The 26,486-nt window shown below is 72.2% G+C and carries 26 protein-coding genes; 16 read left to right on the forward strand and 10 right to left on the reverse strand.

The window, feature by feature from the left end; translation table 11 throughout:
- Positions 1-12 precede the first annotated feature (12 nt).
- The gene (locus ACZ3I4_RS06335) at positions 13-1,767 is read right to left on the reverse strand and encodes a GAF domain-containing SpoIIE family protein phosphatase (protein ID WP_465380810.1); all 1,755 of its coding nucleotides are present in this window, start codon (positions 1,765-1,767) and stop codon (positions 13-15) included.
- 82 nt (positions 1,768-1,849) lie between these two features.
- Here ACZ3I4_RS06335 and ACZ3I4_RS06340 point away from each other — a divergent pair, with 82 nt between their 5' ends.
- The 3 genes from ACZ3I4_RS06340 to ACZ3I4_RS06350 all read left to right on the forward strand — a co-directional run bounded on the left by ACZ3I4_RS06340 (position 1,850) and on the right by ACZ3I4_RS06350 (position 5,006).
- The gene (locus ACZ3I4_RS06340; protein WP_465380811.1) at positions 1,850-2,467 is read left to right on the forward strand and encodes a flavodoxin family protein; all 618 of its coding nucleotides are present in this window, start codon (positions 1,850-1,852) and stop codon (positions 2,465-2,467) included.
- A 99-nt stretch (positions 2,468-2,566) separates the two neighbouring features.
- Complete coding sequence (locus ACZ3I4_RS06345; protein ID WP_465380812.1) at positions 2,567-3,340, forward strand: cyclase family protein; 774 nt, start codon at positions 2,567-2,569, stop codon at positions 3,338-3,340.
- Between the two features lie 31 nt (positions 3,341-3,371).
- On the forward strand, positions 3,372-5,006 hold the full coding sequence (locus tag ACZ3I4_RS06350) for a thiamine pyrophosphate-binding protein (protein WP_465380813.1): 1,635 nt from the start codon (positions 3,372-3,374) through the stop codon (positions 5,004-5,006).
- 11 nt (positions 5,007-5,017) lie between these two features.
- Here the strand turns inward: ACZ3I4_RS06350 and ACZ3I4_RS06355 are convergent, their stop codons facing one another.
- The 5 genes from ACZ3I4_RS06355 to ACZ3I4_RS06375 all read right to left on the reverse strand — a co-directional run bounded on the left by ACZ3I4_RS06355 (position 5,018) and on the right by ACZ3I4_RS06375 (position 10,417).
- Positions 5,018-6,175, reverse strand: coding sequence for a molybdopterin-binding protein (locus ACZ3I4_RS06355; protein ID WP_465380814.1), 1,158 nt, complete (start codon positions 6,173-6,175; stop codon positions 5,018-5,020).
- Positions 6,176-6,398: 223 nt separating this feature from the next.
- Complete coding sequence (locus tag ACZ3I4_RS06360) at positions 6,399-7,370, reverse strand: hypothetical protein (protein ID WP_465380815.1); 972 nt, start codon at positions 7,368-7,370, stop codon at positions 6,399-6,401.
- Positions 7,367-7,864 (reverse strand): SigE family RNA polymerase sigma factor, encoded by a 498-nt coding sequence (locus tag ACZ3I4_RS06365; protein ID WP_465380816.1) that lies wholly within the window; start codon positions 7,862-7,864, stop codon positions 7,367-7,369. The genes ACZ3I4_RS06360 and ACZ3I4_RS06365 overlap by 4 nt, the downstream gene beginning before the upstream one ends.
- 84 nt (positions 7,865-7,948) lie before the next feature.
- Complete coding sequence (locus ACZ3I4_RS06370; protein ID WP_465380817.1) at positions 7,949-9,268, reverse strand: FAD-dependent oxidoreductase; 1,320 nt, start codon at positions 9,266-9,268, stop codon at positions 7,949-7,951.
- A 57-nt stretch (positions 9,269-9,325) separates the two neighbouring features.
- Positions 9,326-10,417, reverse strand: a complete 1,092-nt coding sequence (locus tag ACZ3I4_RS06375) for an alpha/beta hydrolase family protein (protein ID WP_465380818.1) — start codon at positions 10,415-10,417, stop codon at positions 9,326-9,328.
- 100 nt (positions 10,418-10,517) lie between these two features.
- Between ACZ3I4_RS06375 and ACZ3I4_RS06380 the strand changes: the two genes are divergently transcribed.
- Complete coding sequence (locus ACZ3I4_RS06380) at positions 10,518-11,207, forward strand: hypothetical protein (RefSeq protein ID WP_465380819.1); 690 nt, start codon at positions 10,518-10,520, stop codon at positions 11,205-11,207.
- Here the strand turns inward: ACZ3I4_RS06380 and ACZ3I4_RS06385 are convergent.
- Entirely contained in the window at positions 11,201-12,049 is an 849-nt protein-coding gene (locus tag ACZ3I4_RS06385; RefSeq protein ID WP_465380820.1) for a MurR/RpiR family transcriptional regulator, read from the reverse strand. The genes ACZ3I4_RS06380 and ACZ3I4_RS06385 overlap by 7 nt on opposite strands.
- 44 nt (positions 12,050-12,093) lie before the next feature.
- Between ACZ3I4_RS06385 and ACZ3I4_RS06390 the strand changes: the two genes are divergently transcribed.
- Both ACZ3I4_RS06390 and ACZ3I4_RS06395 read left to right on the forward strand, forming a co-directional pair.
- The gene (locus tag ACZ3I4_RS06390; protein ID WP_465380821.1) at positions 12,094-13,116 is read left to right on the forward strand and encodes an ornithine cyclodeaminase family protein; all 1,023 of its coding nucleotides are present in this window, start codon (positions 12,094-12,096) and stop codon (positions 13,114-13,116) included.
- On the forward strand, positions 13,113-14,531 hold the full coding sequence (locus ACZ3I4_RS06395) for an aromatic amino acid lyase (protein ID WP_465380822.1): 1,419 nt from the start codon (positions 13,113-13,115) through the stop codon (positions 14,529-14,531). Before ACZ3I4_RS06390 ends, ACZ3I4_RS06395 begins: the two co-directional genes overlap by 4 nt.
- Before the next feature lie 114 nt (positions 14,532-14,645).
- On the opposite strand, the gene ACZ3I4_RS06400 is transcribed toward ACZ3I4_RS06395, so the two are convergent.
- Positions 14,646-15,626, reverse strand: a complete 981-nt coding sequence (locus tag ACZ3I4_RS06400) for a LacI family DNA-binding transcriptional regulator (RefSeq protein ID WP_465380823.1) — start codon at positions 15,624-15,626, stop codon at positions 14,646-14,648.
- Between the two features lie 137 nt (positions 15,627-15,763).
- Here ACZ3I4_RS06400 and ACZ3I4_RS06405 point away from each other — a divergent pair, with 137 nt between their 5' ends.
- Together ACZ3I4_RS06405 and ACZ3I4_RS06410 are read left to right on the forward strand one after the other, a co-directional pair.
- Positions 15,764-16,642 (forward strand): amidohydrolase family protein, encoded by an 879-nt coding sequence (locus ACZ3I4_RS06405; protein WP_465380824.1) that lies wholly within the window; start codon positions 15,764-15,766, stop codon positions 16,640-16,642.
- Positions 16,639-17,133, forward strand: a complete 495-nt coding sequence (locus ACZ3I4_RS06410; RefSeq protein WP_465380825.1) for a cysteine dioxygenase — start codon at positions 16,639-16,641, stop codon at positions 17,131-17,133. The genes ACZ3I4_RS06405 and ACZ3I4_RS06410 overlap by 4 nt, the downstream gene beginning before the upstream one ends.
- A 150-nt stretch (positions 17,134-17,283) precedes the next feature.
- Here ACZ3I4_RS06410 and ACZ3I4_RS06415 read toward each other — a convergent pair whose 3' ends face one another.
- Positions 17,284-18,732, reverse strand: a complete 1,449-nt coding sequence (locus tag ACZ3I4_RS06415; protein ID WP_465380826.1) for an aromatic amino acid lyase — start codon at positions 18,730-18,732, stop codon at positions 17,284-17,286.
- 119 nt (positions 18,733-18,851) lie between these two features.
- Here ACZ3I4_RS06415 and ACZ3I4_RS06420 point away from each other — a divergent pair, with 119 nt between their 5' ends.
- The 6 genes from ACZ3I4_RS06420 (at position 18,852) to ACZ3I4_RS06445 (ending at position 23,916) form a co-directional block, all read left to right on the forward strand.
- Complete coding sequence (locus tag ACZ3I4_RS06420) at positions 18,852-19,862, forward strand: ABC transporter ATP-binding protein (RefSeq protein ID WP_465380827.1); 1,011 nt, start codon at positions 18,852-18,854, stop codon at positions 19,860-19,862.
- Positions 19,859-20,509, forward strand: coding sequence for an ABC transporter permease (locus ACZ3I4_RS06425; RefSeq protein WP_465380828.1), 651 nt, complete (start codon positions 19,859-19,861; stop codon positions 20,507-20,509). Before ACZ3I4_RS06420 ends, ACZ3I4_RS06425 begins: the two co-directional genes overlap by 4 nt.
- Positions 20,506-21,162 (forward strand): ABC transporter permease, encoded by a 657-nt coding sequence (locus ACZ3I4_RS06430; protein WP_465380829.1) that lies wholly within the window; start codon positions 20,506-20,508, stop codon positions 21,160-21,162. The genes ACZ3I4_RS06425 and ACZ3I4_RS06430 overlap by 4 nt, the downstream gene beginning before the upstream one ends.
- A gap of 11 nt (positions 21,163-21,173) precedes the next feature.
- Complete coding sequence (locus ACZ3I4_RS06435) at positions 21,174-22,106, forward strand: ABC transporter substrate-binding protein (protein ID WP_465380830.1); 933 nt, start codon at positions 21,174-21,176, stop codon at positions 22,104-22,106.
- A 120-nt stretch (positions 22,107-22,226) separates the two neighbouring features.
- Positions 22,227-23,276, forward strand: coding sequence for an alpha/beta fold hydrolase (locus tag ACZ3I4_RS06440; protein ID WP_465380831.1), 1,050 nt, complete (start codon positions 22,227-22,229; stop codon positions 23,274-23,276).
- Between the two features lie 4 nt (positions 23,277-23,280).
- On the forward strand, positions 23,281-23,916 hold the full coding sequence (locus ACZ3I4_RS06445; protein WP_465380832.1) for a class I SAM-dependent methyltransferase: 636 nt from the start codon (positions 23,281-23,283) through the stop codon (positions 23,914-23,916).
- A 145-nt stretch (positions 23,917-24,061) separates the two neighbouring features.
- Here the strand turns inward: ACZ3I4_RS06445 and argG are convergent, their stop codons facing one another.
- Positions 24,062-25,474, reverse strand: coding sequence for an argininosuccinate synthase (gene argG / locus ACZ3I4_RS06450; protein ID WP_465380833.1), 1,413 nt, complete (start codon positions 25,472-25,474; stop codon positions 24,062-24,064).
- A 109-nt stretch (positions 25,475-25,583) separates the two neighbouring features.
- Between argG and ACZ3I4_RS06455 the strand changes: the two genes are divergently transcribed.
- A complete protein-coding gene (locus ACZ3I4_RS06455; RefSeq protein WP_465380834.1) occupies positions 25,584-26,057 on the forward strand; it encodes a Chromate resistance protein ChrB in 474 nt (157 codons plus the stop codon).
- Positions 26,054-26,482 carry a chromate resistance protein ChrB domain-containing protein gene (locus ACZ3I4_RS06460; protein WP_465380835.1) on the forward strand — a complete coding sequence of 143 codons (429 nt, stop codon included), beginning with the start codon at positions 26,054-26,056 and terminating at the stop codon, positions 26,480-26,482. The genes ACZ3I4_RS06455 and ACZ3I4_RS06460 overlap by 4 nt, the downstream gene beginning before the upstream one ends.
- The last annotated feature ends 4 nt before the right edge of the window (positions 26,483-26,486 follow it).

Here is a 26,486-nt window from a genome sequence, read left to right on the forward strand (position 1 = left end):
GTGAGCCAGGCCTCAGAACCCGGGCACGCGGACGGCCAGCATGGCGACGTCGTCCTCGTGGTTGTTGCCGGCCAGACGGGTGAAAACCTTGTCCAGGAGTTCGGGCAACGGGGCTCCGACCAGGGCACTCACGGTGTCGCGGAGCTCCCGTTCGCGGTCGTCGAGCATGTCGGTGCGGGTCTCGACCAGGCCGTCGGTGTAGAGCAGCACGGTCGAGCCGGGCGGCAGCGGACGGGTGTGGTTGGTCCGCGGCGTGCGGCGTTGCACGCCGAGCAGGATGTCGCGGCCCTCGAGCGGGCTGACCGTGCCGTCCGGCTCGAGCAGCAGCGGCGCGGGATGGCCGGCGTTGGCCCACTGCAGGCGGTGGCCGTCCTCGGTGGCGAGCACGTAGGCCAGCAGCGCGGTGGCCGGGGTTCGGTCGCCGAGCACCTGCATGGCGTTGTCGAGCCGGCGCAGCAGGGCCGACGGCGGCTCGTGCCGGTCGACGACGAACGCCCGCAGCATGCTGCGCAGCTGACCCATCTGGGCCGCCGCCGCCATGTCGTGGCCGGTCACGTCGCCGACGACCAGCGCCAGGTGGCCGGGGCCGAGGCGCACCGCGTCGTACCCATCGCCGCCGACGTGCTCGCCGCGGGCGGCCGGCTCGTAGCGGGCGGCCAGGTCGAGCGGCGGGGCCTCGGGCAGGTCGCTGAGCATCGACTGCTGCAGCAGCTCGGCCACCTGCTCGCGCGAGAACAAATAGTCGGCGCGCTGGATGGCCTGCCCGACGTAACCGGCCAGGGCGGACAGCACCGCCTGGTCGAGGGCGTCGATGTCCTGCGGCTGCTTCCAGACGAAGGTCAGCGAGCCGATCGGGCCGGTCGGGCCGGGCAGGGGCAGGCTCGCGGCGGCCTGCCAGCCCATCTCGCGGAACGTCTCGGCGGCGTCGGGCGCCTGCGCGTGCACGGCGGCCAGGTCGGTCAGCAGAACCGGGTTGCCGGAGACCGCGGCCAGCGCCGACGGGGTCCGGACCGTCCGCGCGTAGCGGTTCCATTGCGCGGCCACGTTCCGCGGCAGGGAATCACCCGAGCGCAGCAGCATCCGGCCGCGATGGTCGAGCAGGGAGATGCCCACATAGTCCGGGTCGAGAGTGCCCACGACCAGTTCCCGTACGGTCCCGGTGACGTCGGCGACCGTGGTCGTCTGGGCCAGGGTGACGCTGGCCCGCAGCAGCAGCCGGTTGCGGGCCAGCGCGGCCCCGGCGGCGTGTTCCCGGCGGCTGGCGGCGTGCGTGGCGATCCGCAGGCGGAGGCTGTCCGAGCAGGCCGCGGCCAGGTCGGACAGCAGCTCGAGCTCGGCCGTCGTCCACTGCCGGGGCTCGGTGTCGATCGCGCACAGCGAGCCCAGCACGAGACCGTCGGCGTCGGTCAGCGGCATCCCGGCGTACCCGACCACGGCCAGGTCGGTGATGGCCAGGTTGCCGGCCACTCGCGGGTCGGTGCGGGCGTCGGTGACGACCAGCGGCTCCCCGCCGGTGACGACGTGCTGGCAGAACGAGTGCGACAGCGGGGTCTGCCGCCGGCCCATCCAGGGCTCGCCCAGCCCGCACGCTCCGGGGAACACCTGCCGCGACTCGTCGACCAGCGAGACGAGGGCCACGGGGATGTTCAGGACTTTCCGGACCATGGCCGTGAACCGGTCGAAGATCGGGTCGGCTGACGGGCCCAGTCCGGTGCGTGCCAAAGCGTCCAGACGGGCCGGGTCGTCGAGGCGGCCGGCATCGGTCATGCAGGAACCGTACAGGCGTTTGACCGGGCCCCGGCCGGGCACCCATCCGGCGACCCTGGTTGATCAACTTGAGGTGGCGACGATGCCTGACTCCCGTACGTTGCGCGCGCTTGTTCTGGGCTGCTCCCTGAAGTCGGGCGAGGAGGAATCCAGCAGCGAACTGCTCGGACGGCAGATCCTGGACGCGCTGGCCGACCACGACGTCGAGGGCGAGGTCGTCCGGGCCGTGGACCAGAACATCAAGTTCGGCGTGAGCACCGACGAGGGCGGCGGGGACGGCTGGCCCGCCGTACGGGAAAAGGTCCTCGCGGCGGACATCCTGGTGATCGCCACCCCGATCTGGATGGGCCAGCCGTCGAGCGTGACCAAGATGGTGCTCGAGCGCCTCGATGCCGAACTGTCCGAGACCGACGACCGGGGCCGCCCGTCGATGTACGACAAGGTGGCCGTGGTCGGTGTGGTCGGCAACGAGGACGGCGCCCACCACGTGATCGCCGAGGTGATCCAGGCCCTCAACGACGTCGGCTTCAGCATCCCGGCGAACGGCGGGGCGTACTGGGTCGGCGAGGCGCTGGGCAAGGTCGACTACAAGGACGCCGGCCCCAAGCCCGACACCACCGGCGCCGCCGTCAAGGCGCTCGCCGCCACCGCCGCCCACCTGGCCCACGCCCTGGTCGCGAACCCCTACCCGGCCGAATAGAAGCTGATCTTCCGCCGCGGCCGTTCGGGCACTCCCGGGACCGCCGCGCGCCGCCGTAGGCTCTCCTCGACGTGGCGGTGATCACAGGGTGGAGTGACGATGAGCGTTCTGCAGGAGCTGGTGGCGGCGATCCGGACCGGCTCGGTCGAGGTCGTCGATCTCACGGCCCCGCTGTCCAGCGAGACTCCGATCCTCAAACTGCCGCCGCCGTTCTCCGACACCATCACGTTCAGCCTGGAGGAGATCAGCCGGTACGACGACCGCGGACCCGCCTGGTACTGGAACAACATCCACACCGGCGAGCACACCGGCACCCACCTCGACGCGCCGGTGCACTGGGTGACGGCCCGCGACGGCGAGGACGTCTCGCAGATCGCGCCGCCCAAGCTGATCGCGCCGGCCGCGGTCATCGACGTGTCCGGTCGGGTCGCCGCCGACCCCGACTCCCTGCTCGAGGTCGAGGACGTGCGCCGGTGGGAGGAGCAGCACGGGCCGCTTCCGGCCGGCGGGTGGCTTCTCGTCCGTACGGGATGGGACGTGCGCTCGAACGACCAGGAGGCCTATCTCAACGCCGACGCGACCGGCCCGCACACGCCGGGCATCTCGGTCGAGTGCGCCAAGTGGCTGGCCGAGGAGGCGCCCGTGATCGGCGTCGGCGTGGAAACCGTCGGCACCGACGCGGGCCAGGCGTTCGGGTTCGACCCGGCGTTCCCCTGCCACTCGTACGTGCTCGGGGCGGGCAAGTACGGCCTGACCCAGCTGCAGAACCTCGCCTCGCTGCCACCGACCGGGGCGGTCGTGATCGCCGCGCCGCTGCCGATCGTGGGCGGATCGGGCAGCCCGGCGCGCGTGCTGGCTCTGGTCGAGCGATGACCACCCGGCCGTTCCGCGAGAGGACGAAGCGATGACCACGGTCGCCGAGGTGGTCGGCGCGACCCTGGCCAAACTGGGCGCCCGGCACGTGTTCGGCGTGGTCGGCAGCGGCAACTTCCACGTCACCAACGCCCTGGTCGAGCACGGCGCCCGCTTCGTCGCGACCCGGCACGAGGCCGGGGCGGCCACCGCGGCCGACGCGTACGCCCGGGTCGGCGGCCGGGTGGGCGTGGTCAGCGTGCATCAGGGCTGCGGGCTCACCAACGCGATGACCGGGATCGCCGAGGCGGCCAAGAGCCGGACGCCGATGCTGGTGCTGGCGGCCGAACCGGCGGCCACGGCCCTGCGGTCGAACTTCCGGGTCGATCAGGACGCGCTGGCCCGCGCGGTCGGGGCGTCGAGCGACCGGGTCCACGGTGCCGCCACGGCGGTCGCCGACACCGTGCGGGCGTGGCGCCGGGCCACGAGCGAGCGGCGTACGGTCGTGCTCAACCTGCCGCTGGACGTGCAGGCGGCGCCGGCCGAGATGACCGAGCCGCACGCCGCCATCGCCGTGGAGCCCCCGCAGGCCAACGACGACGCGGTGGCGACCCTGGCCGCCCTGCTCGCCGCGGCGGAACGGCCCGTCTTCATCGCCGGGCGGGGCGCGGCCGGCGCCCGCGACTCCCTGTCGTCGCTGGCCGGCGCGTGCGGGGCGCTGCTGGCCACCTCGGCCGTCGCGAAGGGCCTGTTCAACGGCATCCCGTGGAACCTCGACGTGTCCGGCGGGTTCGCCACTCCCCTGGCCGCCGAACTGATCGGCGCGGCCGACGTGGTGGTCGGCTGGGGCGCGTCGCTCAACATGTGGACGACCCGGCACGGCGCGCTCGTCGGCCCGTCGGCGACCGTGGTGCAGGTCGACGTCGACCCGGCCGCCCTGGGCGCGCACCATCGCGTCGACCTGGGCATCGTCGGCGAGGCCGGCAGCACGGCCCGGGCGGTGCGCACGGCCCTGCCCGGGCGCAACATCGGATACCGGACCCCCGCCATCCAGGAAAGGATCGTCTTTCAGGGACGGTGGCGCGACGTCTCGTACGACGACGACGGCGACGGCAAGCACATCGACCCGCGGACGTTCAGCATCGCGCTCGACGATCTGCTGCCGCGCGAACGCGTCGTGGCCGTCGACTCGGGCAACTTCATGGGCTACCCGTCGATGTTCCTGTCCGTTCCGGATCAGCGCGGCTTCTGCTTCACGCAGGCGTTCCAGTCGGTCGGGCTGGGCCTGGCGTCGGCGCTCGGGGCGGCGCTGGCCGCCCCGAACCGGGTGCCGGTGGCCGCGTGCGGCGACGGCGGGTTCCTGATGAGCATCGCCGAGCTCGAGACCGTACGCCGGCTCGGCCTCGGCATGCTGATCACGGTCTACAACGACGACGCGTACGGCGCCGAGGTGTACCACTTCGGCCCGCACGGGCATCCGCTGTCCACGGTGACGTTTCCCGAGACCAATCTGGCCGCCATCGCCCGGGGGTACGGCTGCGAGGCCGTGACCGTGCGCCACCCGTCTGACCTGGCGCCGGTCGCGGCGTGGCTGACCGGGCCGCGCCGGGTGCCGATGGTGGTGGACGCGAAGGTGGCCGCGGGCCGCCCCTCGTGGTGGCTGGAGGAGGCGTTCCGCGGCCACTGATCCTCTGATTGCTAAGGCAGTTCGAGCAGCAGCGCGGGGTCGCCGTCGGTCCAGTCACCGGGCAGCACGGCGAGGGCGTCGGCGGCGGCCGCGGCGGCCAGACCGGCCGAGCTGGTCGGCAGCAGGACGGCCCCGCTCACCGGCGCGATCCGCACGCCGCCGGGCACCAGGGTGGCCGTACCCCTCACCGGCACGGCGGGCCGGGGCGCGGGCGGGCGTCCGGCCAGCGTGCTCAGCAGCGGCTCGAGCAAGGTCAAGGCCGAGACCAGGCCCGCGTACGGGTTCCCGGGCAGACTGACGACCCAGCGCCCCCCGGGCAGGCAGGCCAGGGCCTGCGGGTGCCCGGGGCGGCAGGCCACTCCCCGGACGTGCCACTCGGCGTCCCGCTCGTCCAGAAGCTCGTGCAGGTGATCGGCCGCGCCCGCCGAGGAGGAGCCGCTGACCACCACGACCTCGGTGTCCGCCTGGTCGAGGGCCGCACCCAGCTCGGCCGGGCGGTCACGGACATGCCGGGAACCGCCGAGCGCGCCGCCGGCCCGGGTGGCGATGGCGTCGACGATCCCGGTGAAGCTGTCCCGCACCTGCCCGGGCCCGGGACGGCCGCCGAGCACGACCTCGTCGCCGGTGACCAGCAGCGTCACGGCCGGGCGGCGGTGCACGCGGACGTGCTCGACACCGGCCTGCACGGCCGCGGCGGCCCGGGTGGCGGTGACGATCTGCCCGGCCGGGACGATCAGATCGCCGGGCCGGACGTCGCTGCCCGCGCGGCGGATGTGCGTCCGGGGGCCGCGCGCGCCGTGAACCGTGGCGCCCTCGACATGGCAGTCCTCGTACGGGAGGACCGCCTCGGTTCCGGCCGGCACGGGGGCGCCGGTGGCTATCTCGACGGCCGTGCCCGGCCGGACCGGCGGCTCTCCCGTGGCGCCGGCCAGGACCAGGCCGACGACGGTCCACGGGCCCGGGCCGGACACCGCGTAACCGTCCATCGCGGCGCCGTCGAAGGCAGGCACCGGGGCCGCGGCGCGCACGGCCTCGGCCAGCACCCGGCCCCGGGCCGCCTCGGGCGTGCGGCTCTCGGCGGCGAGGGCGGCCGGCCGGTCACGGGCCGCGGCGTACGCGTCGGCCCACGCCAGACCGGCGACGGCCCGGCGCTGCTGAGTCAGGGGCACCGGGCCAGTAGACGGGCGCGGCGTGTCCGGAACATGGCGGCCCCTCGGCGACTGTGCGACCAAAAGCTCACTTCCCCGCCGCAGTGGTTGTGACATCCTCCGGCCATTCTGTCGTGCCGGTCATCGCGCACCGGGTTCCCCACGGCTAGCAGTTCATCCGCCGCAAGACTGCGGCCGGCGGCCTTCCGCCCCGCCTGCCGAAGGGCCGGCGGAGCGGGCGGGATCAGGGGCGGACTGTGATGCCGGCGGCCAGGCGAACGATCTCGTCGCTGGTCAGCGGGGCCGGGTCGGGGGTCCAGGAGAGTTCGAGCCATCGCTTGTGGCCGAGGTCGATCGTCAGGCTCGAGGTCGTGAACTCGCCGGGCCGGCCGTTGACCGTGACCGGCACGGTGGGCTCGGCCGGGGATTCAAGCTCGGTCACCACCTGGACGCAGACGCCGCCGCTGGGTTCGCGCTCCTTAGGCAGCGCGGCGGAGGCCACGCACATATAGTCCTCGCTCTCCTGCTGACGGATGAAGCCGGGCGGCAGGGACGCGAACGTCAGCGACGGCGCGGCGGCGGGAACGCTGCCGGTGGTCAGGCCGCGGGCGTAGCGCAGCACCTCGGACTCGCTGCGCGGGCCCATGCTGAGCACCTGGACCCAGCGGCCGTCGGGCAGGCGCCAGCGGACGCCGACGAACTCGTCGCCGGGGCCGGCGCCGTCGTAGGTGGCGGAGGCGTGGACCTCGGCGGGACGGCCGTTGACCGTGGACCTGTGCGTTTCCTCGGCCTCGACCTCCCACGACCCGGCCACCGGGCCCACCTCGGCCGACAGGACCGAACCCTCCCGCTCGTAGGACAGGTGGGTGTTGGGGCCCAGGACATGAACCGACCGGGCGCCCACGCCGGGCGGCACCCACGACGGGCGCATCGGGAAGACGGCCGGGGGCCAGCTCGGCTTGACCCAGTCGGACGTGGGCGACACGGAAACGGTCGGGAGCACGGCGGGCGGCGGGGCGGCCGAGCGCTTGGCCAGCAGCGGAGGCACGGCGGCCACGGCGACCAGCGCCAGCGCGGCGGCCCCGATGGCGGCGGCCCGCTGGTGGCGGCGACGGCGCCACACCCCGGCGGCCACGTTCTCCCACAGATCGGGGTGCGGCGAAGGGCGGGTGGCCCGGTCCTGCAGGGTGGTGCGGAGGTCTTCTTCCAGAGTCACAGCGACACTCCCTTCAAGGAGGCGGGGGAAAGGTCGGCGCGCAGGCGGGCCAGGCCCCGGGCGGCGTGCACCCGGACGGTGCTGGTCGAGCAGCGCAGCACGTCGGCGATCTGCTGGTCGCCGAAATCCTCGTAGTAGCGCAGGACCAGGACCGCGCGCTGGGCCCGGGTCAGGCCGCCCAGCCGCGACCACAGGTCGTCGCGCACGGCCTGCTCGTCGGCGAAGTCACCGCGTACGGGGGAATCGTCGTTGATCTCGCCGGGCTGCTCGGTGTGCGAGCGGCGGCGCAGCCAGGAGACGTGCGAACGGACCAGGGCCGTACGAAGGTAGTGGTCGGGTTGCTCCTGCTCGATCTTGGGCCATCGCCGGTAGGCCTTGACCAGCACCTCTTGGACCAGGTCCTCACCCAGATGCCGGTCGCCGCAGAGTAGGTACGCGAAGCAGCGCAGCGCATCGCCGCGCGCCTTCACGTACTCCTCGAATCCGCTGTGCACTCGCCCTCCCCGTGTGTTCGCGAGCCTTCACTTACAAAGACGCCTCGAACACCCGGAAGTGCTTACGGAATTCCGTCACGACTTTCAGCGCGTGATCAATTCGGCCAGCTCGTTCCGGGTCGGACCGGGGTGCGGCGGCGGCCGCCAGCCGCGGGCGAAGATGGCCCGGGCCTGCGGCTCGATCTCGTCCAGGGTGGACGGCAGCGCCTCCATCGCCATGTACGGCCCGACCACCCGCAGCAGCGACGGGTCCTGTTCGGCCGCCTCCATGATCAGATCGCTGGGCAGCCGCCGGGTCACATCGACGTCGCCACCGGCCCACCGGCGCAGGATGTCGGCGTCCCAATAGACGTGGTCGGAGAACCACGGGCGTACGTTGGCCAGGCACCACTGGTCGAATTCGAGCGCCACCGCCGACGAGTCGCCCGGGTGCTCGTCGAGCAACGCCAGCAGCCGCACCGCCTGGCGCAGCGAGACCGCGATGCCCCGCCCGGCCGACGGGTTGGTCGTGCACACCGTGTCCCCCACGTGCAGCAGCCCGGGCAGCGCGACCCGCCCCTCGTCGTCGAGCTGCCCGCGGTAGGTGTTGTGCAGCCGCCCGCCCGGCAGCACCGGCGTGATCGGCGTGCTGCGGCCGGACGTCACCCACGCGGCCAGAGCCGGAACCGCGAGGGCGGCCGCCTGGAACACCTCCGGGAAGCGGAGCGCGCCGAAGCGGCGGTCGTCGGCGGGCCGGATGAACAGCGCCGAGAACGTGCGGCTGTCCTGGAGGAACACCGCGACCAGATAGCCGGACAGGGTCTGGATGATGCCGATCGGCGCGTTCATCGGCCCCGGCCCGGCCCCGGGCTGCAGCGCGTACTGCCGGGACACGTACGCCTGGCCGCAGTCGCCGCCCTCGGCCGGGGCGCGCAGGTCGTGGGCGATCCGGGAGGACCGGCCCGACGCGTTGATCACCAGGCGGGCACGGACGTCGCGCCCGTCGACCCGCAGCCCGGCCGCGCGCCCGCCCTCGCGCAGCACGTCGTCGACGTGGCCCCGGGCCAGGGTGACGCCCGGCTCGGCCGCCGCGAACCCGCGCAGCACCTTCTCGAACACCGCACGGCGGCAGCGCAGGGCCGCGTACGGAGCCGGTTGGCCGTCGCCGCCGCGGAACACGACCGGCTCGGCGCCGGCAACGTCGAGAGCCGTCAGCACCTCCGGCATCTCGGCCTGGAGAGCCTGGGCGATCTGCGGCCGGAACCCGTGCGGGTGGTGGAACTGCATGACGCCGCGGCGCTCCCAGCTGCCGTCGGGGGCGGGGCCCGCGTCGCGGTCGACCACGGTCACCCGGTGGCCGCGCCGGGCCAGGGCGACCGCCATGAACAGGCCGGTCGGCCCGGCGCCCGCGACTGCCACGTCCATGGCGCCGAGCGTAGGCCCGCGCCCTCGCGGCGGCGGTGCTCGGTCGTGAACCCGACCTCAGTCGAGGTACTCGACCTCGGTGAACGCGCGGTTCGGGCCCTCGAGCAGGCGCTGCCGGCGGCGACGCAGGTGCAGGTCGAAGAACGCCAGCGGGTAGGCCTGCTGGATCCGCACGGCCCGGGCCGGGTCGAGGGTGCCGCACCAGTCGAGATACCCCTCCTCGCCCAGATCGATGAGCCGGGCGATCTGCGGGATGAGCCACTGCTGGTCGTTGTACGACCCGTGGACGGCGCCGACCGCCTGCACGTTGAGCCGCCACCCGCTCAACTGCTGCCAGAACTGCTCGACGCTGGGCTCACTGACCCGCGGGAACGAGGCGCTCATGATCATGAACGGCCGGTCGATCGGGGCCACCGTCGGCTGGGACTGCATCTCGCCGTCGAAGCCGATCCCGGCCCGGACGCGGCGGTCGGTGTTCATCATGAGGGCGGTCGCGGTGGCGCCCTTGGACCAGCCGAACATGCCGACGCGGCCCAGGTCGAGGACCGCCCCCAGCCCGTGCCGGTCGCCCGCCAGCCGTTCGAGGTGGTCGAGCAGAAGACGTACGTCGTGGGCGGAGTCCCAGGGCGTGGTGCCTTCCTCGTCCGGGACGGTGACCCGGCCGTCGGGAAACTCGCTGAACCCGTTGTCCGGATGATCGACGGTGGCCACGACGTATCCGTGGCTGGCCAGTTCCTGCACCACGATCGTGGTCTCGGCCCGGCTGCTGTTGCTGCCGTGGGAGTAGAGGACGATCGGGCGCCGCTCGCGGGCCGGCAGCACCGGCGCCCCCACCCGGCCCGCGGTCAAGGCCGGCTCGGCGACCGAGTCGAGCCCGACCGAGCCGAACAGGGCGTGCCAGGAGGCGGTCGGCATCCACGGCGCGAGCGGGTGGCGCCGGGCGTCATCGGTGGACGGATACCAGATGGTGGCCATCAGCTCGCGCGATCGCTGCCGGTCGGCGAGGCGGATCGCGACTGTGCCGATCGGGTGCGGGCCGGTGGGGAGGGGCAACGTCAGGCGTACGGGAGCAGCAATCGCGGGACCCGCGCCGAGCGGCACGGCGACCCCGGTGGCGAGCACGGCGGCAAGCAAGGAACGTCGTCTCATGCCAATAGGTTTCCATGGCCAACCAATTGGCGCTAGACCCAAATATCGATGGCATCAATCGGGGATTCGCGTGTCGGCCCCCGTACGTAGGGTCACCGGCATGCGTTTCACACGGGGAACCCTGATTGCGACCCTCGCCCTGGCGATAACGGCCACGGCCGGCTGTGCCCACCGCGACGCGCCGGCCAACGCGTCGCCCGGCGCGAGCAGCACGGCCACTACCGCGAAGCCGGACACCGGTTTCGGGGGCAGCCCGGAGGCGAGCCCGCCGGCCACGACCGCTCCGGCGGCGGCACCGGAAGCGGAATCGGAGCCGGAAGCGACAACGCCGCCGTCCACGAAGCCGCCGGCGACGAAGGCACCCGCCGTGAAGGACTGGGCCGCCGTGGTGAAGCCGTGCCCGTACGAGGGTCAGAAGCCGGTGATCCAGGATGTGGGCCACGAGGACGTCACCAAGGACGGCGTCATGGACACGATCGTGACCCGCAGCTGTGAGGCCTCCACCTCGTACTGGGCGTCGACGATCGAGGTCTTCAAGAACACGACCACCCCGCGCGGGGCCAAGCGGGCCGGGACACTGCTCGAGGACGTCGCCAAGATGGATCAGCCGGTCGTCGAGCAGGTGCTCTACAACAAGGGCATCATCGGCGTGAAGGCGTACGGGACCAGCGACAAGGGCACCCGGGCCTGCCCCGACCTGATCCTTTTCTACCGCTACGAGTACACCGGCGGGAAGTTCAAGCGGATCTGGCGCGACGCCGGTTTCAAGCAGGAGTGCGTGGGTCAGTAGGCCCAGCGGTCCACCAGCGCCTCGTGGGCCTCGAGCCTTTCCTGCGTACGCTGCGGGTCGGTGCCGGCGATGGCGTCGAGCAGACTGATCGCCAGCACCACCACGGCCGCGTGCGAGTCGAAGACCAGCCCCGTGCCCACGGGCGCGACCAGCAGCACGTCGGCCTCCGCGGCGAACGGCACCAGCGGACTGTCCGTGATCACCACGGTGGCCATGCCGAGCCGGCGCGCCAGCCGCAGCGACTCGACCGTGGCCGCCGGGTAGCGCGGCATCGCAAAGGCCAGCACGGCCGAGGCGCCCTGATGACGCAGCTCGAGCACCGAGTCGTCGAGGCAACTGGCGTCGGTCGCGACGCGCACGGACGGCAGGACGCGACGGGCGAAGTAGCCGAAATAGTCGGCCAGGGCGGCCGACGCCCGCAGGCCGATCACGCCGAGCGGTGAGGTGGGGGCCAGCAGGCGTACGGCGGCGGCCATCCGGTCGGTGCCGAGCACCCTCTTGAGCGCGCCGAGGTTGGCCACCTCGAGGTCGACGGCGGTGTGCCGGTCGGGGATGTCGCCGTGCCGGGACAGCACCACCTCGCGCATCGCGGCGCGGAACTCGGGGTATCCGGCGAAGCCCAGCGCGGTGGCGAGCCGGGTGACGGTCGGCTGCGACACCCCGGCCTGCTCGGCGATCTCGATCGTGGACAGGAACGCCACGTCGGGGAACATGCCGAGCATCCGCTGCACGATCTGACGCTGTGTGGGTGAGAGCCGATGCCGCTGCGCGAGGTCGAGCAGCCAGTCCTCGGCCCGGCCGGTATCCAGGCGTTTCGGCAACGTCATAGGGCCGCCAGTCATCCGAGCTGAATACTTCGAAACACCAAGGTTATAGGGTGCATTACATGATTCACACTCCGGCGGAGCTCTGGATCCGGTTCCTCAACAGCGCCGACATCGACACGCTGGCCATCACGCCGGCCGAGGTGATCACGGCGGTCGAGAACGTCGTCGCGGCGCACGGCCGGGGCGAGACCGTGTTCGAGCCGCGCACCCACCTGGTGCCCAACAACGGCGGGACCGGCCACTTCAACGTGCTGCGCGGGCACGTCGACACGCTCGGCGAGCGCGGCCTGAGCGGGGTCAAGGTGGTCGGCGACTTCGTGCCGAACTATCAGAAAGGCCTGCCCAGCGAGCTTGCGCTGATGAACGTGTACGACCCGACGACCGGCGTCCCGCTCTCGATCATGGATGCCACGTGGATCACCGAGGTGCGTACGGGGGCCATGACCGCCGTCGGCGCGAAATACCTGGCCCGGCCCGACTCGAAGATCCTCGGGCACGTGGGCGCGCGCGGCACGGCGTTCGCCAACGTCACCATGCTCGACAGCCTGTTCCCGCTGACCGAGATCCGGGTGACGAGCCGCCGGCCCGAGTCGCGCGAGGCCTTCGCCGAGCAGTTGCGGCAGGTCACCGCCACTCCGGTGCGCGCGGTGGCCACCGCCGACGAGGCGTTCGACGGTGCCGACATCCTCGTCGAGGCGTCCCGCCTGGAAAAGCCGGCCCCGCTTCTGCGTACGGCGGCGGTCCGGCCGGGCGCGTTCGTCGTCCCCTACGGCACCGTCAGCGCGGTCGAGCTCGACCTGCTCGACGTGATGGACAAGGTGGTCGTCGACGACTGGCGCGAGTCGCAGTCGGGACGGTTCGGGGCGTTGCGCGCGCACGTCGACACCGGGCGGCTCAGCGAGAAGACGCTGTACGCGCAGATCGGCGAGATCGTCAGCGGGCAGAAGCCGGGACGCGAGCGGGACGACGAGCGGATCCTGTTCTGGCACCGCGGGCTGTCGATCCTCGACGTGGCCCTGGCCCGCCTGATCCTGACCCGCGCCGAGTCGGCCGACGCGGGCACGATGCTCCGCTACCGATGACCAGACCTTTGCCCGTACGCCGGATCGAGCGCCCCGGAGACCTCGACCGCTCGGTCATCGGGGCGGTCGCGCGCGGCGAATGCCGGATCGAGCTCGGCGAGGAGCTTCTCGAGGCCGTCGCCGAGAGCCGTCGCGCCACCCTGAGGGACCTCGAAGGCAGGACCGTCTACGGCGTGAACACCGGCATGGGCGCCCTGTCCGGCGTGCGGCTGGATCCCGAGGCCCAGGCGCGGCACCAGGACACCCTGATGACGGGCCGCGCCGTCGGGTCCGCGCCGTGGCTGCGCGCCGACCAGGCCCGCGCGCTGCTCGCCGCGCGTCTGCGCACGTTCCTGCACCCGTCCGCCGGCGTCTCCCCCGAGCTGTGCCGGGCGCTGGCCGGATTGCTCGACTCCGGCGTCGTCCCAGCCATCCCGGCCCGGGGCAACGGCGCCGCGGGCGAGATCATCCCGCTCGCGCACGCGGGGGCGGTCCTCAACGGCACCGGCCGGACCCTCGACGGCACCCCTTTCGCGACGCCGCGCCCGTTCGGCCCCAAGGAAGGCATCGCGTTCCTGGAGGGCGTGCCCGGGCTGACCGGCCTGGCCGTCCTCGCGGGCGACGCCGTACGGGATCTGCTGCCCCGGATCGTCACCGGCGCGGCCGCCTCGCACACCGTGATCGGCGCCAGCCCCGACGCCCTGCACCCGGCCCTGGCCGACAGTCCCGAACTGCGCGACATCCTCGACGACCTGCGCAAACTGCGGGGCGAAGCGCCGGCCCGGGCGCTGCAGGCCCCGGTCTCGTTCCGCGTCACCGCCCCCGCCCTGGCCGTCGCCGTGCGGGCCGTGGACGCGCTCGACGCCGCCGCCGACCGGGCGCTCGAGTCGGTCACCGACTCCCCCGCGCATCTCGGCGGCGAGTTCACAGGGACGTTCGGCTTCGCCGGCACCGACCTCACCGCGGCCCTGTCCGCCCTGACCACGGCCCTGGTGCACCTGGCCGAGCTGGGCACGGCCCGCCTGCACCGCCTGCTCGACACCGGCCAGACCGGCCTCAACCGGCAGCTCTCGGAGTCGCCCGGCCTGCACGCGGGCATGGCTACCGTGCACAAACGCGCAGTCGGCGTCACCCACCGGCTGCGGCGCTTCGCCGTCCCCGCCCTTTCCGGCGCGATCGAGACGTCGCTTGGACAGGAGGACGTGCAGAGCTTCGGTTTCGAGGCGGCCGAATGCCTGGACGAGGTGATCACGGGGCTGCGCGACGTGCTGGCCTGCGAGCTGCTGGCGGTGGTCCAGGCCGGTCGGCTGGGCGGCCCGAAGTGTCTCGCCGAGCTCGACGCCCTGCTGCCGCCGGGCACCGCCGACCGGCCGTGGGGCCGCGACCTCGACAAGATCGTCGCCACTCTTCTAGAACGGCGACCCGAACAGCTTTAGACCGGCTGACCTCGCGGTGAACATAGTTCTAGACCGCGCGGCTCGGAACGGCACGATGGTTTCAGGCCGCGCAGGTCGAACCGCGCACGACCAGCTCGGAACGGCACGATGGTTTTAGACCGCGCAGGTCGAGCCGCGCACGACCAGCTCGGGCCGGAACAGCGGCACCTCGCCCGGGGTCTCGAGCTGGCTCACGGCCGCCTCGACGATCGCGTCCTCGTCCCACGCCATCGTGGTCAGGCCCGGCTCGACCAGCACCGCGAGCTGGTGGTCGTCGTACCCGATCACCGACAGGTCGCCGGGGATGCGCAGGCCCGCGTCGCGGGCGGCCCGATAGACGGCGAAGGCCAGCGAATCGCTCAGGCAGAACACCCCGGTCGGCCGGTTGGGGCCGGACAGCAGCTCCGAGACGATCTCGACGGCCTCGGTGGTGGCGGCGGGCGCCGAGATCGCGACCAGGTCGATGCCGAGCGCCTCGGCGATCTCGGACGCGAGCAGTTGGGCCGGCCGGCCGGGCGTCGACGGCAGCGCGGGCGCGAGCAGCCCGATGCGGCGATGGCCCAGCTCGGCCAGGTGGGCGAAGGCGGTCTCCACCCCGTACGCGTTGTCGAAGAGCACGCTGCCCGAGCCGGGCCGGTCGGTCAGCGCGTCGCCGATCGAGACGACGGTGACTTCGGGCCCGAGCAGCTGCCAGTAGGAGGCGGTCGGGTCGACGGGCGAGACGAGCGCGCCGTCCACCCGCTGGGCCGCGAACTGCTCGACGATGCGGCGTTCGAGCTGCGGGTCGGCATCGGCGTCGGCGATCGTGGCGAACCGCCCCTGGCGGCGCAGGGCCCGTGTGAGCAGCACCGACAGGTCCTGCTGCCAGAGATCGCGCAGGGAGCCGGAGACCCCGACCCATCCCGTACGCCCGCTGGCCAGCGCCCGCGCGATCGGGTCGACGGTGTAGCCCATGTCGTCGGCCAGCTGGCGCACGCGGTCGATCGTGGCCCGCGACCCGCGGACGCCACGCAGGGCATAAGAGGTGGCGGCCAGCGACAGCCCCGCGGCGGTCGCCAGATCCTGCAGGGTCCGGCGCCCCTGCTGCCGTGACATCGGCCGAATGTAACACCGTCCCGCCGCCCGGTCGCCCGCGCCCGTTCCGGTGCTTGAGAACACATTGCCAACCGCGGAGGGAAGCGCTTCACTTTCCTCAGAGTGAAGCGCTTCCCTCCCCCGCGTCAGGAGTTCGGATGTTGGTCGACTGCCATCAGCACCTGTGGCCGGCCCGGCTGGTCGACGCGCTGCGCCGTCGGCACACGTATCCGTACATGCGGGGCTGGACGCTGCACCTGCCGGGCGAGAACCCGTACGAGGTGGACCCGCAAGCGCACGACGTCGAGCAGCGCCGCGGAAGCGAGCGCGCCGACCGGGTCCTGATCTCGCTCTCCAGCCCGCTCGGCATCGAGCATCTGCCCGCCCACGACGGCGCCGAGCTGATCGACATCTGGCACGAGAGCGCGCTCGAGCTGGGCGAGCCCTTCCACGTGTGGGCCGCCGCCGGAGTGGGCGAACCGGACCCCGACGGCCTGGCCAAGATCCTGCGGGAGGACCGGGTCGCCGGGCTTCAGCTGCCGGCCACCGCGCTCGCCGATCCGCAGGCCATCGCCCACGTCGGCCCGCTGCTCGACGAGGCGCACAAGGCCAACAAGCCTGTTCTCGTCCACCCCGGCCCGGCGCCCGCGTGCGATCCGGGCCTGCCGTCGTGGTGGCCGGCCCTGGTTCCGTACGTGGCCCAGATGCACCAGGCGTGGCTGGCGTGGCACGTGGCGGGCCGCAAGGACGTGCGCATCGGTTTCGTGGCGCTGGCCGGCCTGGCGCCGCTGCACCACGAACGGCTGGCCGCGCGCGGGGGCCGGCTCGGCGCGCTCGACGCCAACGTCTTCTACGAGACCTCGTCGTACGGCACCCGGGCGATCGACGCCCTGGTCCGCGTGGTCGGCGTCGACCCGATCGTGTCCGGCTCCGACCGCCCGTACGCGGAAGCCACCGACCCCGGTCTCGGCGCGGCCTTCACCCACGCCCTGTTCACCGCCAACCCGCACCATTTTCTGACAGGAGAAGCGCGATGACCGTTCTGCCGGCCCTGCCCGGTCGGGTGCTCGATCTGCCGGAGCTCAAGCGCTGGGTCGCCGAGCTCGCCGCGCGGCCGGAGCAGTGGGAACACCTGGTGAGGCACGACACGGGCAGCCGGCATTACGCGTCGTTCTATCGGGACAGCGACATCGACGTGTGGATCCTGTGCTGGAACATGACCGACGACACCGGCTGGCACGACCACGACACGTCCTCGGGTGCGGTCGCCGTGACCCGGGGCGCGGTCACCGAGGCGACCCCGCGGATGGGCGGTGAGCCGGTGACCCGGGTGGTCGAGGCCGGGCGGACGTTCGCGTTCGGGCCCGACCACATCCACCGCATGGGCGGCGCGGCCGACGGATCGGTCTCGATCCACGCGTATTCGCCGCCGCTCTGGCGCATGGGCCAGTATTCGATCAGCCAGGCCGGGGTGCTGCGGCGCAAGGCGGTCAGCTACGCCGACGAGCTCCGCCCCATCGACGAGTAGGACGCCCGCCCGCGCGCCGGCCCATGGACGAGGACGCACGCCCGCGCGCACGAGCCGGCGGCCATGGACGAGGACGCCCGGCCGCGCACACAGGCCGGCCCATGGACGAGGACGCACGCCCGCGCACACAGGCCGGTCAACGGGGGCCGCCTACGCGCTGAGGCCCATCGAGGAATAGTCGAGCACCGCGCCCAGCTGCGGCAGCAGATCGGCGCCCTGCTCGAGGTCGGCGCCGAGCGGCCGGTCGTCCTCGGACACCTCGAGCGCCTCGTCGGCCATCTCGAACGCGTCCCGCAGCGGGCCGACAGTGAGCCGGCCGGGCGCCATCCGCAGCGCCCGCACGGCCGCGACCAGCTCGGCGGCGAGCAGCGTGGGGGCGAGCTGGGTCATCGCGCGCAGGGCCCGCGCGCCCTGGGTGGCGAAGCTGGCGTGCTCCTCCAGCCCGAGCGAGATGCTGAGCGTGCCGGCCGCGGTCGGGGTCATGCCGACGCGGATCTGGGTGAGCACGTCCTGCACCACGTATTCGCTGATCATCAGCCCGGAGCTGCCCACCGGCCCGGCCGCCAGGAACGCGCGCAGGCCGGTCAGGTCGGGGCGCATCAGCAGTCCCAGCCGCGCGGTCGACAGCGACAGCACCGGCAGGAACGCTCCGCGCGCGGCGTCCAGGCCGGAGGCCAGCGTCGCCGTGTGGAACTGCCCGTGATGCCGTACGCCCTCGGGGGTGACCAGCGGGTTCTCGACGGCCGCGTTGACCTCCTCGGTGAGCACGTCGTCGAGCGTGCGGGCGGCGTGGATGGCCGGGGCCGTCACCTGGGGCAGCACCCGCAGGCCGAACGGGTCCTGGATGCGCACCGGCGCCGCGCATCCGGCGACCAGGCGGCTCATCAGCCGGGCCACCTCGACCTGACCGGGGTGGGCCCGGTTGCGGTGCACGGCGACGTCGTACGCCTCCGGGTTGCCCCGCAGCGCCAGGAAGCTCAGCGCCGCCACCACCACTGATGCGCGCAGCTGGCTCTGCATCCGCTGCAGGGCGAGCGCGGCCGTCGCCACCGTGAGCGCGCTCGAACTGATCAGCGGGAGCGCGTCGGTCGCGTCGATGGTGGTGGTCGGCCCCTTGCCGTGCTGCCAGGGCCGCTCACCGGCCAGCGTGAGGCCCAGCTCGGCCAGGGAGGCCAGGTCGGCCGTGCCGATGGCGCCCCACGAGTGCATGGTCGGGACGGCGCCGTTCTGCAGAGCCTCGGCCAGCGCCTCGGCGACCCGGGTGGAGATGCCGGAGCCTCCGGCGAGGATCTGATTGAGCCGTACGGTCATGGCCGCGCGAGCCGTGATGTCGTCCTCGACCGGCCCCACCGCCGCGCAGTGACTGCGGAGCAGGCGCAGACCGCGTTCCTCGTCACTGGCGCGCTCGTGCCGGTTGGCGCCGACCCCGGTATTCGCCCCGTAGACTGCGCCGTGCGCCCGGGCGTGCTGCAACAGCGCGTTACTTTCCCCGACCCGACGCAGGGCGGCCGACTCGACCTCGACACCACATCGACCGGAAGCGATGGCCACGAGACCACTGATCGTCAGGTTCGCCCCGTCGAGCCGTTCTGCCTGCATAGCGCCACCATCACCAGTGTTACCAGACCGTAAAGGCCGCCCCGAGGCCGTTGACATTCTATTCACTACACCTGAAGTATGAATAGCCGTATTCAACAATCCGCTGCCGCAGGAGTGCCATGATCACATTCGACGATGTCGTGAAGGTCTATCCGGGTGGCAGCACCGCGGTCGACCACGTGTCGCTCGAACTGCCCACCGGGAAGATGACGGTGCTCGTCGGGCCGTCCGGCTGCGGCAAGACCACGTCCCTGCGCATGATCAACCGTATGATCAGCCCCACATCGGGTCGCGTGCTGATCGACGGCAAGGACATCGCGGGCCAGGACGAGGCCCTGCTGCGCCGCGGCATCGGCTACGTGATCCAGCACGCGGGGCTCTTCCCCCACCGCACGGTGCTCGACAACGTGGCCACCGTGCCGGTGCTGCTGGGCAAGACCCGCCGCGAGGCCCGTACGGCCGCGCTCGGCCTGCTCGAACGGGTCGGACTGTCCGAGGAGTTCGCCAAGCGCTATCCGGCGCAGCTCTCCGGCGGCCAGCAGCAGCGCGTCGGGGTGGCCCGCGCGCTCGCCGCCGACCCGCCGATCATGCTGATGGACGAGCCGTTCAGCGCGGTCGACCCGGTCGTCCGCGAGGGCCTGCATCGCGAGTTCCTGCGCCTGCAGCAGGATCTCGGCAAGACGATCGCCATGGTGACGCACGACATCGACGAGGCCATCAAGCTCGGCGACGTCGTCGCGATCTTCCGTCAGGGCGGCCGGCTGGCCCAGGTCGGCACCCCGCGGGAACTGCTGGCCGCGCCGGCCGACGACTTCGTGGCCGAGTTCGTGGGCCGCGACCGCGGGCTGCGCAGCCTGTCCTTCGACACCGCGTCCGACCTGCCGGTCCTGCCGGTCACCGACGACCTGGCGCTCGACGAGGCCGGTCGCCCGCTCGGCTGGCGCCGCGGCTCGGAGGTCCTGCCCACCGGGGGAACCTTCACCAAGGAGGACTCCCTGCGGCTGGTGACCGACCTCGCGATCGTCTCGCCGGTCGGCGTCGCCGTGCGGGTCGGGCCCGACGGCGCGGCCGACGGTGTGGTCAGCCATCACGCCGTGGCCGACTATCTGGCGGCCCGGCGCGAGTCATGATCACCTATCTGTCCAACAACTCCGAGACCGTGCTGGCCGCGCTCCGCCAGCACATCACGCTCGCGCTCATCCCGGTGCTGCTCGGCTTTCTCATCGCGCTGCCGATCGGCTACCTCGGCGTCCGGTTCCCGTGGCTCTACCACCCCCTGGTCAACGTGGCCGGCGTGCTCTACTCGATCCCGTCGCTGGCGCTGTTCGTCTTCCTGCCGGTGGTGCTGGGCACAAAGATCCTGTCGCCGCTGAACATCGTGGTCGCACTCACCATCTACACCGTCGCACTCATGGCCCGTACGGTCGCCGATGGTCTTCGCTCCGTCGACCGCCTGATCACCGAGTCGGCCACCGCGATGGGCTACCGGCGGGTGCGCCGGCTCTTCGACGTCGAACTGCCCGTCGCGCTACCGGTCATCCTGGCCGGCCTGCGGGTGGCCACGGTGTCCAACATCAGCCTGGTCAGCGTGGGCGCCCTGATCGGCATCGGCGGCCTCGGCCAGTTGTTCACCCGGGGCTTCCAGCTGTTCTACATCGAGCCGATCCTGGTCGGTATCATTCTGTCGGTGCTGCTGGCCGGGGTCGCTGACCTGATCATCGTGCTCATCCAGCGCGCGGTCACACCCTGGACCCGCGCGCAGGGGGGCCGGGCATGAACCTCGACTACCTCTTCGACCCGGCCCACTGGACGTTCGCCGCGGGCAGCATTCCGCAGCTGACCCTGTCCCACTTGTGGTACGTGCTGCTGGCCCTGGTGCTGGGCACGGTCATCGCGCTGCCCGTCGGCCTCTACATCGGGCACACCGGCCGCGGATCGTTCATCGCCATCAACGCGGGCAACGCCGGTCGCTCCCTGCCCACGCTGGGTCTGCTCATGCTGATGGTGACCCTGCTCGGGCTCGGGCTGCTCCCGGTGCTGATCGCTCTGACGGTCCTGGTCATCCCGCCGATCCTGACTTCCGCGTACGCGGGTCTGCGCACTCTCGACCCCGGCGTGGTCGACGCCGCGCGCGGTGTCGGCATGCGCCCCCTGCAGGTCCTGTTCCGGGTGGAGCTGCCGATGGCGCTGCCCGTGCTGATGAGCGGCTTCCGCAGCGCCGCCCTGCAGGTGGTGGCGACCGCGACCGTGGCCGCCGCGGTCGGCCTGGGCGGTCTGGGCCGCCTGCTGATCGACGGCCTGGCCGTCAACGACTACTCCCGAGTGCTGGCCGGCGCCATTGTCGTCGCGGTGCTGGCCGTTCTGCTCGACCTGGTCCTGGCGCTCGCACAGCGCTGGATCGTTTCGCCCGGCGTTCGGGTGTCCAAATGAAAGGTTCGTTCATGAAACTCTTCAAGCGACTCAGCGCGGCCGGCGCCGCCGTCGCCATGGCCGTCACGCTGACCGCGTGCGGCTCCGGCGACGACCCGCTGGCCGACGACAATTCGGGTGCCAGCTCCGCTCCGGGCACCGTCACCATCGGTTCGGCCAACTTCGCCGAGAGCGAGCTGCTGGCCGAGATCTACGCCCAGTCGCTCGAGGCCAAGGGCGTCACGGTCAAGCGGCAGTTCAACATCGGCGCCCGCGAGCTCTACCTCAAGGCGCTGCAGGACGGCTCGATCGACCTGCTCCCCGAGTACAACGGCGCCCTGCTGGCGGCGCTGTCCAAGGGCGGCGCGCCCGAGGGCGTGAGCAAGCCCGAGGACGTGCTCGGCGCGCTCAAGAAGGTGCTGCCGCCGGGCACCGAGGTGCTCGAGCAGTCCCCGGCCGAGGACAAGGACACGCTCACCGTCACTTCGGAGACGGCGACCAAGTACAACCTCAAGACCATCGAGGACCTGAAGCCGGTGGCCAAGGACCTCACGATCGGCGCCGGTCCCGAGTGGCAGGAGCGCTATCAGGGCCTCAAGGGCCTCAAGGAGCTCTACGGCATCGAGTTCAAGGAGTTCAAGCCGCTCGACGCCGGTGGCCCGCTCACGGTGAACGCCCTGACCAAGGGTCAGATCCAGGTCGGCAACATCTTCTCCACCGACTCGTCGATCGCGGTCAACAAGTTCGTGGTGCTCGAGGACCCGAAGAACCTCTACCTGGCCGAGAACATCATCCCGCTGATCCGCAGCACGGCGAACAACCCGACCGTGACCGAGACCCTGAACGCGGTCTCGGCCAAGCTGACCACCGAGAACCTGACAACCACCCTGGCCAAGATCCAGGTCGACAAGCAGGACACCCCCGCGGTGGCCAAGGGCTGGCTGACCGAGAACGGTCTCGCCTGACCCGCATCCGCAGCACTCGACGCCGCCCGGGCCACGCCCGGGCGGCGTTTTCTCTTGCCATCCGACTTTGCCCTCCGACGGTTCTCGTCCCGCGGCCGGGTCGTAGGCGACAATCGCGAGGTGCGGCAGCGGCTCGGGCGGGTGGTGCTGGCCGACGGCACCGCGGTGGCGTTCGCGTCGGCCGGGGCCGGACGGCCGCTCGTCTATGTGATGGGCTGGCTCACGCATCTGCAGCTGAGCTGGGAACTCGCGGCCGAGCGCGGGTTCTACGAGGCGCTGGCCCAGGGGTGCCGGCTGGTCCGCTACGACCGGGCCGGCTGCGGGCTGTCGGCGGAAACGGCCCGGCCGCCCTCCCTCGAGTTCGAGCTGGAGCAACTGGGCGCGGTCGCGGCGACGCTGGGCGAGCCGTTCGATCTGATGGGGACGTCGATGGGCGCGCCGGTGGCGGTCGCGTGGGCGGCGGCCCATCCCGAAACCGTGCGGCGGCTCGTGCTCTACGGCGGGTGGGTCCGCGGAGGCGAGTTGTCGTCCCCGGGCGTACGGGATCATGTCCTGGGGTTGATCGAGTCGCACTGGGGTCTGGGGTCGGATGTGCTGACCGACATCTTCGCCCCGGACGCCGATCGCGCGACGCGGGCCGAACATGCGCGATATCAGCGCGCGTGTTCGAGTGCCGCGACCGCTCGCGCGCTGCTCGCGCTCAGTTACGAACTGGACGTTTCTGATCGCCTCGCTCACGTTCGCTCACCCACGCTCATCGTGCATCGCACGGGCGATCGTGCGGCGCCGGTCGCGCAGGCTCGAGCACTTTCCGACGGCATCGAGCATTCCCGGCTGGCGATCCTGCCCGGACGATCCCATCTCCCGTACGCGGGTGACCACGCCGAACTGGTGCGCGTGATCCGCCGTTTCCTCGGCCTGCCGGTCCCCCGCCGCCGTGCCGACGGGTTGACCGCCCGGCAGCGCGAAGTGGCCGAACTGATCAGCCGGGGCTGCACGAACCGCGAGATCGCCGCGCGCCTGGGGATCGACGAGCGGTCGGCCGAGGGGCACGTCGAACGGATCATGCTGCGGCTCGGGTTCCGCTCGCGGGCCCAGATCGCGGCCTGGCACACCGCGCAGTGGGGTATTTCCCCGCCTGACCCGCCCGCCTCCGACCGGCCACGATGAGGGCATGTCCGACTTCAAGGTGAACCCGGGGCGCGGGACGTTCAACGCCACGTTCTTCAGCGTGATGGGCCCCTACATCGAGTTCAACGTGCGAGACCGCAAGCGGCGGCTGTTCGGCGACCTTCCCCGTACGGTCGTCGAGCTCGGCTCCGGCGTCGGCGCCAACCTGCGCTATCTGCGGCCGGGCTCGACGCTCGTCGCCATCGAGCCCAACCCGCCCATGCACCGGCGGTTGCGGGCCGCCGCCGAGCGCCGCGGCGTGCACCTCGACCTGCGCGCCCGCCCGGCCGACGACACCGGGCTGCCGAGCGGGAGCGCCGACAGCGTGATCTCGTCGCTCGTTTTGTGCACGGTGAGCGATCCGGGCCGGGTGCTGGCCGAGGTGCGCCGGGTGCTGCGCCCGGGCGGCGAGTTCCGTTTCGTGGAACACGTGGCCGCCCGGGAGGGCACCCCGACGCGCGCCCTGCAGCGGGCGCTGCGCCGGCCGTGGGCGTGGACCTTCGAGGGCTGCTCGTGCGAGCGCGACCTGGCCGCCCTGGTGCGGGCGGCCGGGTTCGCCCGGGCCGACATCGAGCCGTACCGGTTGCACTCGCCGTTCGTAACGTTCAACACCCAGATCTCGGGCGTCGCGTACGCCTGAGGCAGCCCCCGCCGACCTCGCTGGTCAGCGGTTCTTCACATCGCCGGTCTCAGTTTGTCAGCCCGGCCGCCGCCGGTCCCGTTGTCAGCCCGGCCGCCACCAGTCCCGTTGTCAGCCCGGCCGCCGCCGAGCTCCACGTCGCCGGTCAGTCCGTTCCGGACTCCATGGCGGCCTGGTCGAGCAGGTCGGACTCGGTGGCCGGGGCGCCGCGCGAGGCGATCTCCTCGGCGCCGCCGGCCGGCAGCGCGCCGACCAGGCCCTGCGGGCTGCCGACCATGCCGAGCTGCGCGTACTGCTCGAGTTTGGCCCGGCTGTCGGCGATGTCGAGGTTGCGCATCGTCAGCTGCCCGATGCGGTCGGCCGGGGCGAACGCCGGCGTCTCGGTCCGCTCCATCGACAGCTTGTCGGGGTGGTAGCTGAACGCCGGGCCGGTCGTGTTGAGCACCGAGTAGTCGTCGCCGCGCCGCAGCCGCAGGGTGACCTCGCCGGTGACCGCGTTGCCGACCCACCGCTGCAGGGCCTCGCGCAGCATGAGCGCCTGCGGGTCGAGCCAGCGTCCCTCGTACATGAGCCGGCCCAGCTTGCGGCCGTCGTTGTGGTAGCTGGTCACCGTGTCCTCGTTGTGGATGGCGTTGACCAGCCGCTCGTACGCGATGTGGAGCAGCGCCATGCCCGGAGCCTCGTAGATGCCGCGGCTCTTGGCCTCGATGATCCGGTTCTCGATCTGGTCGGACATGCCGAGCCCGTGGCGGCCGCCGATCGCGTTGGCCTCCAGCACCAGGTCGACCGCCGAGCCGAACTCCTTGCCGTTGACCGTCACCGGCCGGCCCTCGGCGAACCCGATCGTCACATCCTCGGTGGCGATGTCCACCGCGGGGTCCCAGAACCGGACGCCCATGATCGGGTCGACGAGCTCGATGCCGTTGTCGAGGTGCTCGAGCGACTTGGCCTCGTGGGTGGCGCCCCAGATGTTGGCGTCGGTCGAATACGCCTTCTCGGTCGAGTCGCGGTAGGGCAGGTCACGAGCCTGCAGCCACTCGCTCATCTCCTTGCGCCCGCCGAGCTCGGTGACGAAGTCCTTGTCGAGCCACGGCTTGTAGATGCGCAGCGACGGGTTGGCCAGCAGCCCGTACCGGTAGAAACGCTCGATGTCGTTGCCCTTGAACGTCGAGCCGTCGCCCCAGATCTGCACCCGATCCTCGAGCATGGCCCGGACGAGCAGGGTGCCGGTGACGGCCCGGCCCAGCGGGGTGGTGTTGAAATAGGTGCGGCCGCCCGAGCGGATGTGGAACGCGCCGCAGGCCAGAGCGGCGAGCCCCTCCTCAACGAGGGCCGCGCGGCAGTCGACGAGCCGGCCGAGCTCGGCACCGTACGCGATCGCGCGCTCGGGCACGGAGGTCACGTCGGGCTCGTCGTACTGGCCGATCTCGGCGGTGTAGGCGCAGGGCACAGCACCCTTTTCGCGCATCCACGCGACCGCTACCGACGTGTCGAGGCCACCGGAGAACGCGATGCCGACCCGTTCGCCGACCGGGAGAGAAGACAGAACCTTAGTCACTCCGTGATTATGCACCATCCCGCATTTTCATGCGAGCCGCCACCCCCGTACGGGGAAGGCTCTTGCTTGGTCTCTGTAACCGTGGTTACATTCGGCACGGAGGTGGAGCGTGGTCGGACAGTGGGTCTTGCTGGCCTACCGGGTGCCACGGGAGCCCGCGCGGCCACGGATCGCCATCTGGCGCAAACTTGAACGGCTCGGCGTGGCCCGGCTCGGCGACGGCCTGGTCGCGCTGCCCGCCGACGCCCGCACCCGGGAGCACTTCGACTGGCTGGCCGAGGAGGTGGCCGAGGCGGGCGGCACGGCGACGATCTGGCTGGCGGCGCCGGCCACCCCCGCGCAGGAGCAGCAGACCGCGGCCGAGATGCGCACCGCACGCGCCGAGGAGTACCGGGCCGTGATCGGCGAGGCGGGCGCGGCCGGGCAACTCGACCAGGCCGGTCGCGTGCGGGCGGTGCGGCGGCTGCGGGCTGAGATGCGCCGCATCGAGCAGCGCGACTACTTCCCTCCCCCGGAACGGGCCACGGCCCGCCGGGCGGTGCGTGAGCTGGCCGCCGCGGTCGACCGGGAGCAGGTCCGATGAGGTGGGTGACCCGGCCCGGCGTGCACATCGACCGGGCCGCGTGCGCCTGGCTGATCCGCCGGCACATCGACGCCGGCGCCGAGTTCGTCTTCGCCGACCCGGCCGCCGTGCCGGCCGGCGCGACCCCGTTCGACATGCGCGGCGCCGAACTCGGCCACCACGGAGGCGACTGTTCCTTCGAGACGATCCTGCGCCGCTACGACCTCGCCGACCCGGTGCTGTGGAAGATCGGCGAGATCGTTCACGAGGCCGACCTCGGCGACGAGCGCTTCGACGCTCCCGAGGCGCCGGGCCTGGACGTGCTGCTACGCGGCCTGTCCATGATCTCGACCGACGACCAGGTGCTGGCCGTCACCGGCCCACTGTTCGACGGCCTCTACGAGTACCACCGCCGGGCGATGCTGCTGGACCGCCCGCCCGCTTGAGCCG

It is taken from the genome of Actinoplanes sp. NPDC021490 (assembly GCF_055562135.1).

Coding starts and splice junctions, on each gene's coding strand:
- ACZ3I4_RS06335 (WP_465380810.1), bottom strand. CDS start 1,767: ATGACCGATGCCGGCCGCCTCGACGACCCGGCCCGTCTGGACGCTTTG.
- ACZ3I4_RS06340 (WP_465380811.1), top strand. CDS start 1,850: ATGCCTGACTCCCGTACGTTGCGCGCGCTTGTTCTGGGCTGCTCCCTG.
- ACZ3I4_RS06345 (WP_465380812.1), top strand. CDS start 2,567: ATGAGCGTTCTGCAGGAGCTGGTGGCGGCGATCCGGACCGGCTCGGTC.
- ACZ3I4_RS06350 (WP_465380813.1), top strand. CDS start 3,372: ATGACCACGGTCGCCGAGGTGGTCGGCGCGACCCTGGCCAAACTGGGC.
- ACZ3I4_RS06370 (WP_465380817.1), bottom strand. CDS start 9,268: ATGGACGTGGCAGTCGCGGGCGCCGGGCCGACCGGCCTGTTCATGGCG.
- ACZ3I4_RS06375 (WP_465380818.1), bottom strand. CDS start 10,417: ATGAGACGACGTTCCTTGCTTGCCGCCGTGCTCGCCACCGGGGTCGCC.
- ACZ3I4_RS06380 (WP_465380819.1), top strand. CDS start 10,518: ATGCGTTTCACACGGGGAACCCTGATTGCGACCCTCGCCCTGGCGATA.
- ACZ3I4_RS06385 (WP_465380820.1), bottom strand. CDS start 12,049: ATGACTGGCGGCCCTATGACGTTGCCGAAACGCCTGGATACCGGCCGG.
- ACZ3I4_RS06390 (WP_465380821.1), top strand. CDS start 12,094: ATGATTCACACTCCGGCGGAGCTCTGGATCCGGTTCCTCAACAGCGCC.
- ACZ3I4_RS06395 (WP_465380822.1), top strand. CDS start 13,113: ATGACCAGACCTTTGCCCGTACGCCGGATCGAGCGCCCCGGAGACCTC.
- ACZ3I4_RS06400 (WP_465380823.1), bottom strand. CDS start 15,626: ATGTCACGGCAGCAGGGGCGCCGGACCCTGCAGGATCTGGCGACCGCC.
- ACZ3I4_RS06405 (WP_465380824.1), top strand. CDS start 15,764: ATGTTGGTCGACTGCCATCAGCACCTGTGGCCGGCCCGGCTGGTCGAC.
- ACZ3I4_RS06410 (WP_465380825.1), top strand. CDS start 16,639: ATGACCGTTCTGCCGGCCCTGCCCGGTCGGGTGCTCGATCTGCCGGAG.
- ACZ3I4_RS06415 (WP_465380826.1), bottom strand. CDS start 18,732: ATGCAGGCAGAACGGCTCGACGGGGCGAACCTGACGATCAGTGGTCTC.
- ACZ3I4_RS06420 (WP_465380827.1), top strand. CDS start 18,852: ATGATCACATTCGACGATGTCGTGAAGGTCTATCCGGGTGGCAGCACC.
- ACZ3I4_RS06425 (WP_465380828.1), top strand. CDS start 19,859: ATGATCACCTATCTGTCCAACAACTCCGAGACCGTGCTGGCCGCGCTC.
- ACZ3I4_RS06430 (WP_465380829.1), top strand. CDS start 20,506: ATGAACCTCGACTACCTCTTCGACCCGGCCCACTGGACGTTCGCCGCG.
- ACZ3I4_RS06435 (WP_465380830.1), top strand. CDS start 21,174: ATGAAACTCTTCAAGCGACTCAGCGCGGCCGGCGCCGCCGTCGCCATG.
- ACZ3I4_RS06445 (WP_465380832.1), top strand. CDS start 23,281: ATGTCCGACTTCAAGGTGAACCCGGGGCGCGGGACGTTCAACGCCACG.
- ACZ3I4_RS06460 (WP_465380835.1), top strand. CDS start 26,054: ATGAGGTGGGTGACCCGGCCCGGCGTGCACATCGACCGGGCCGCGTGC.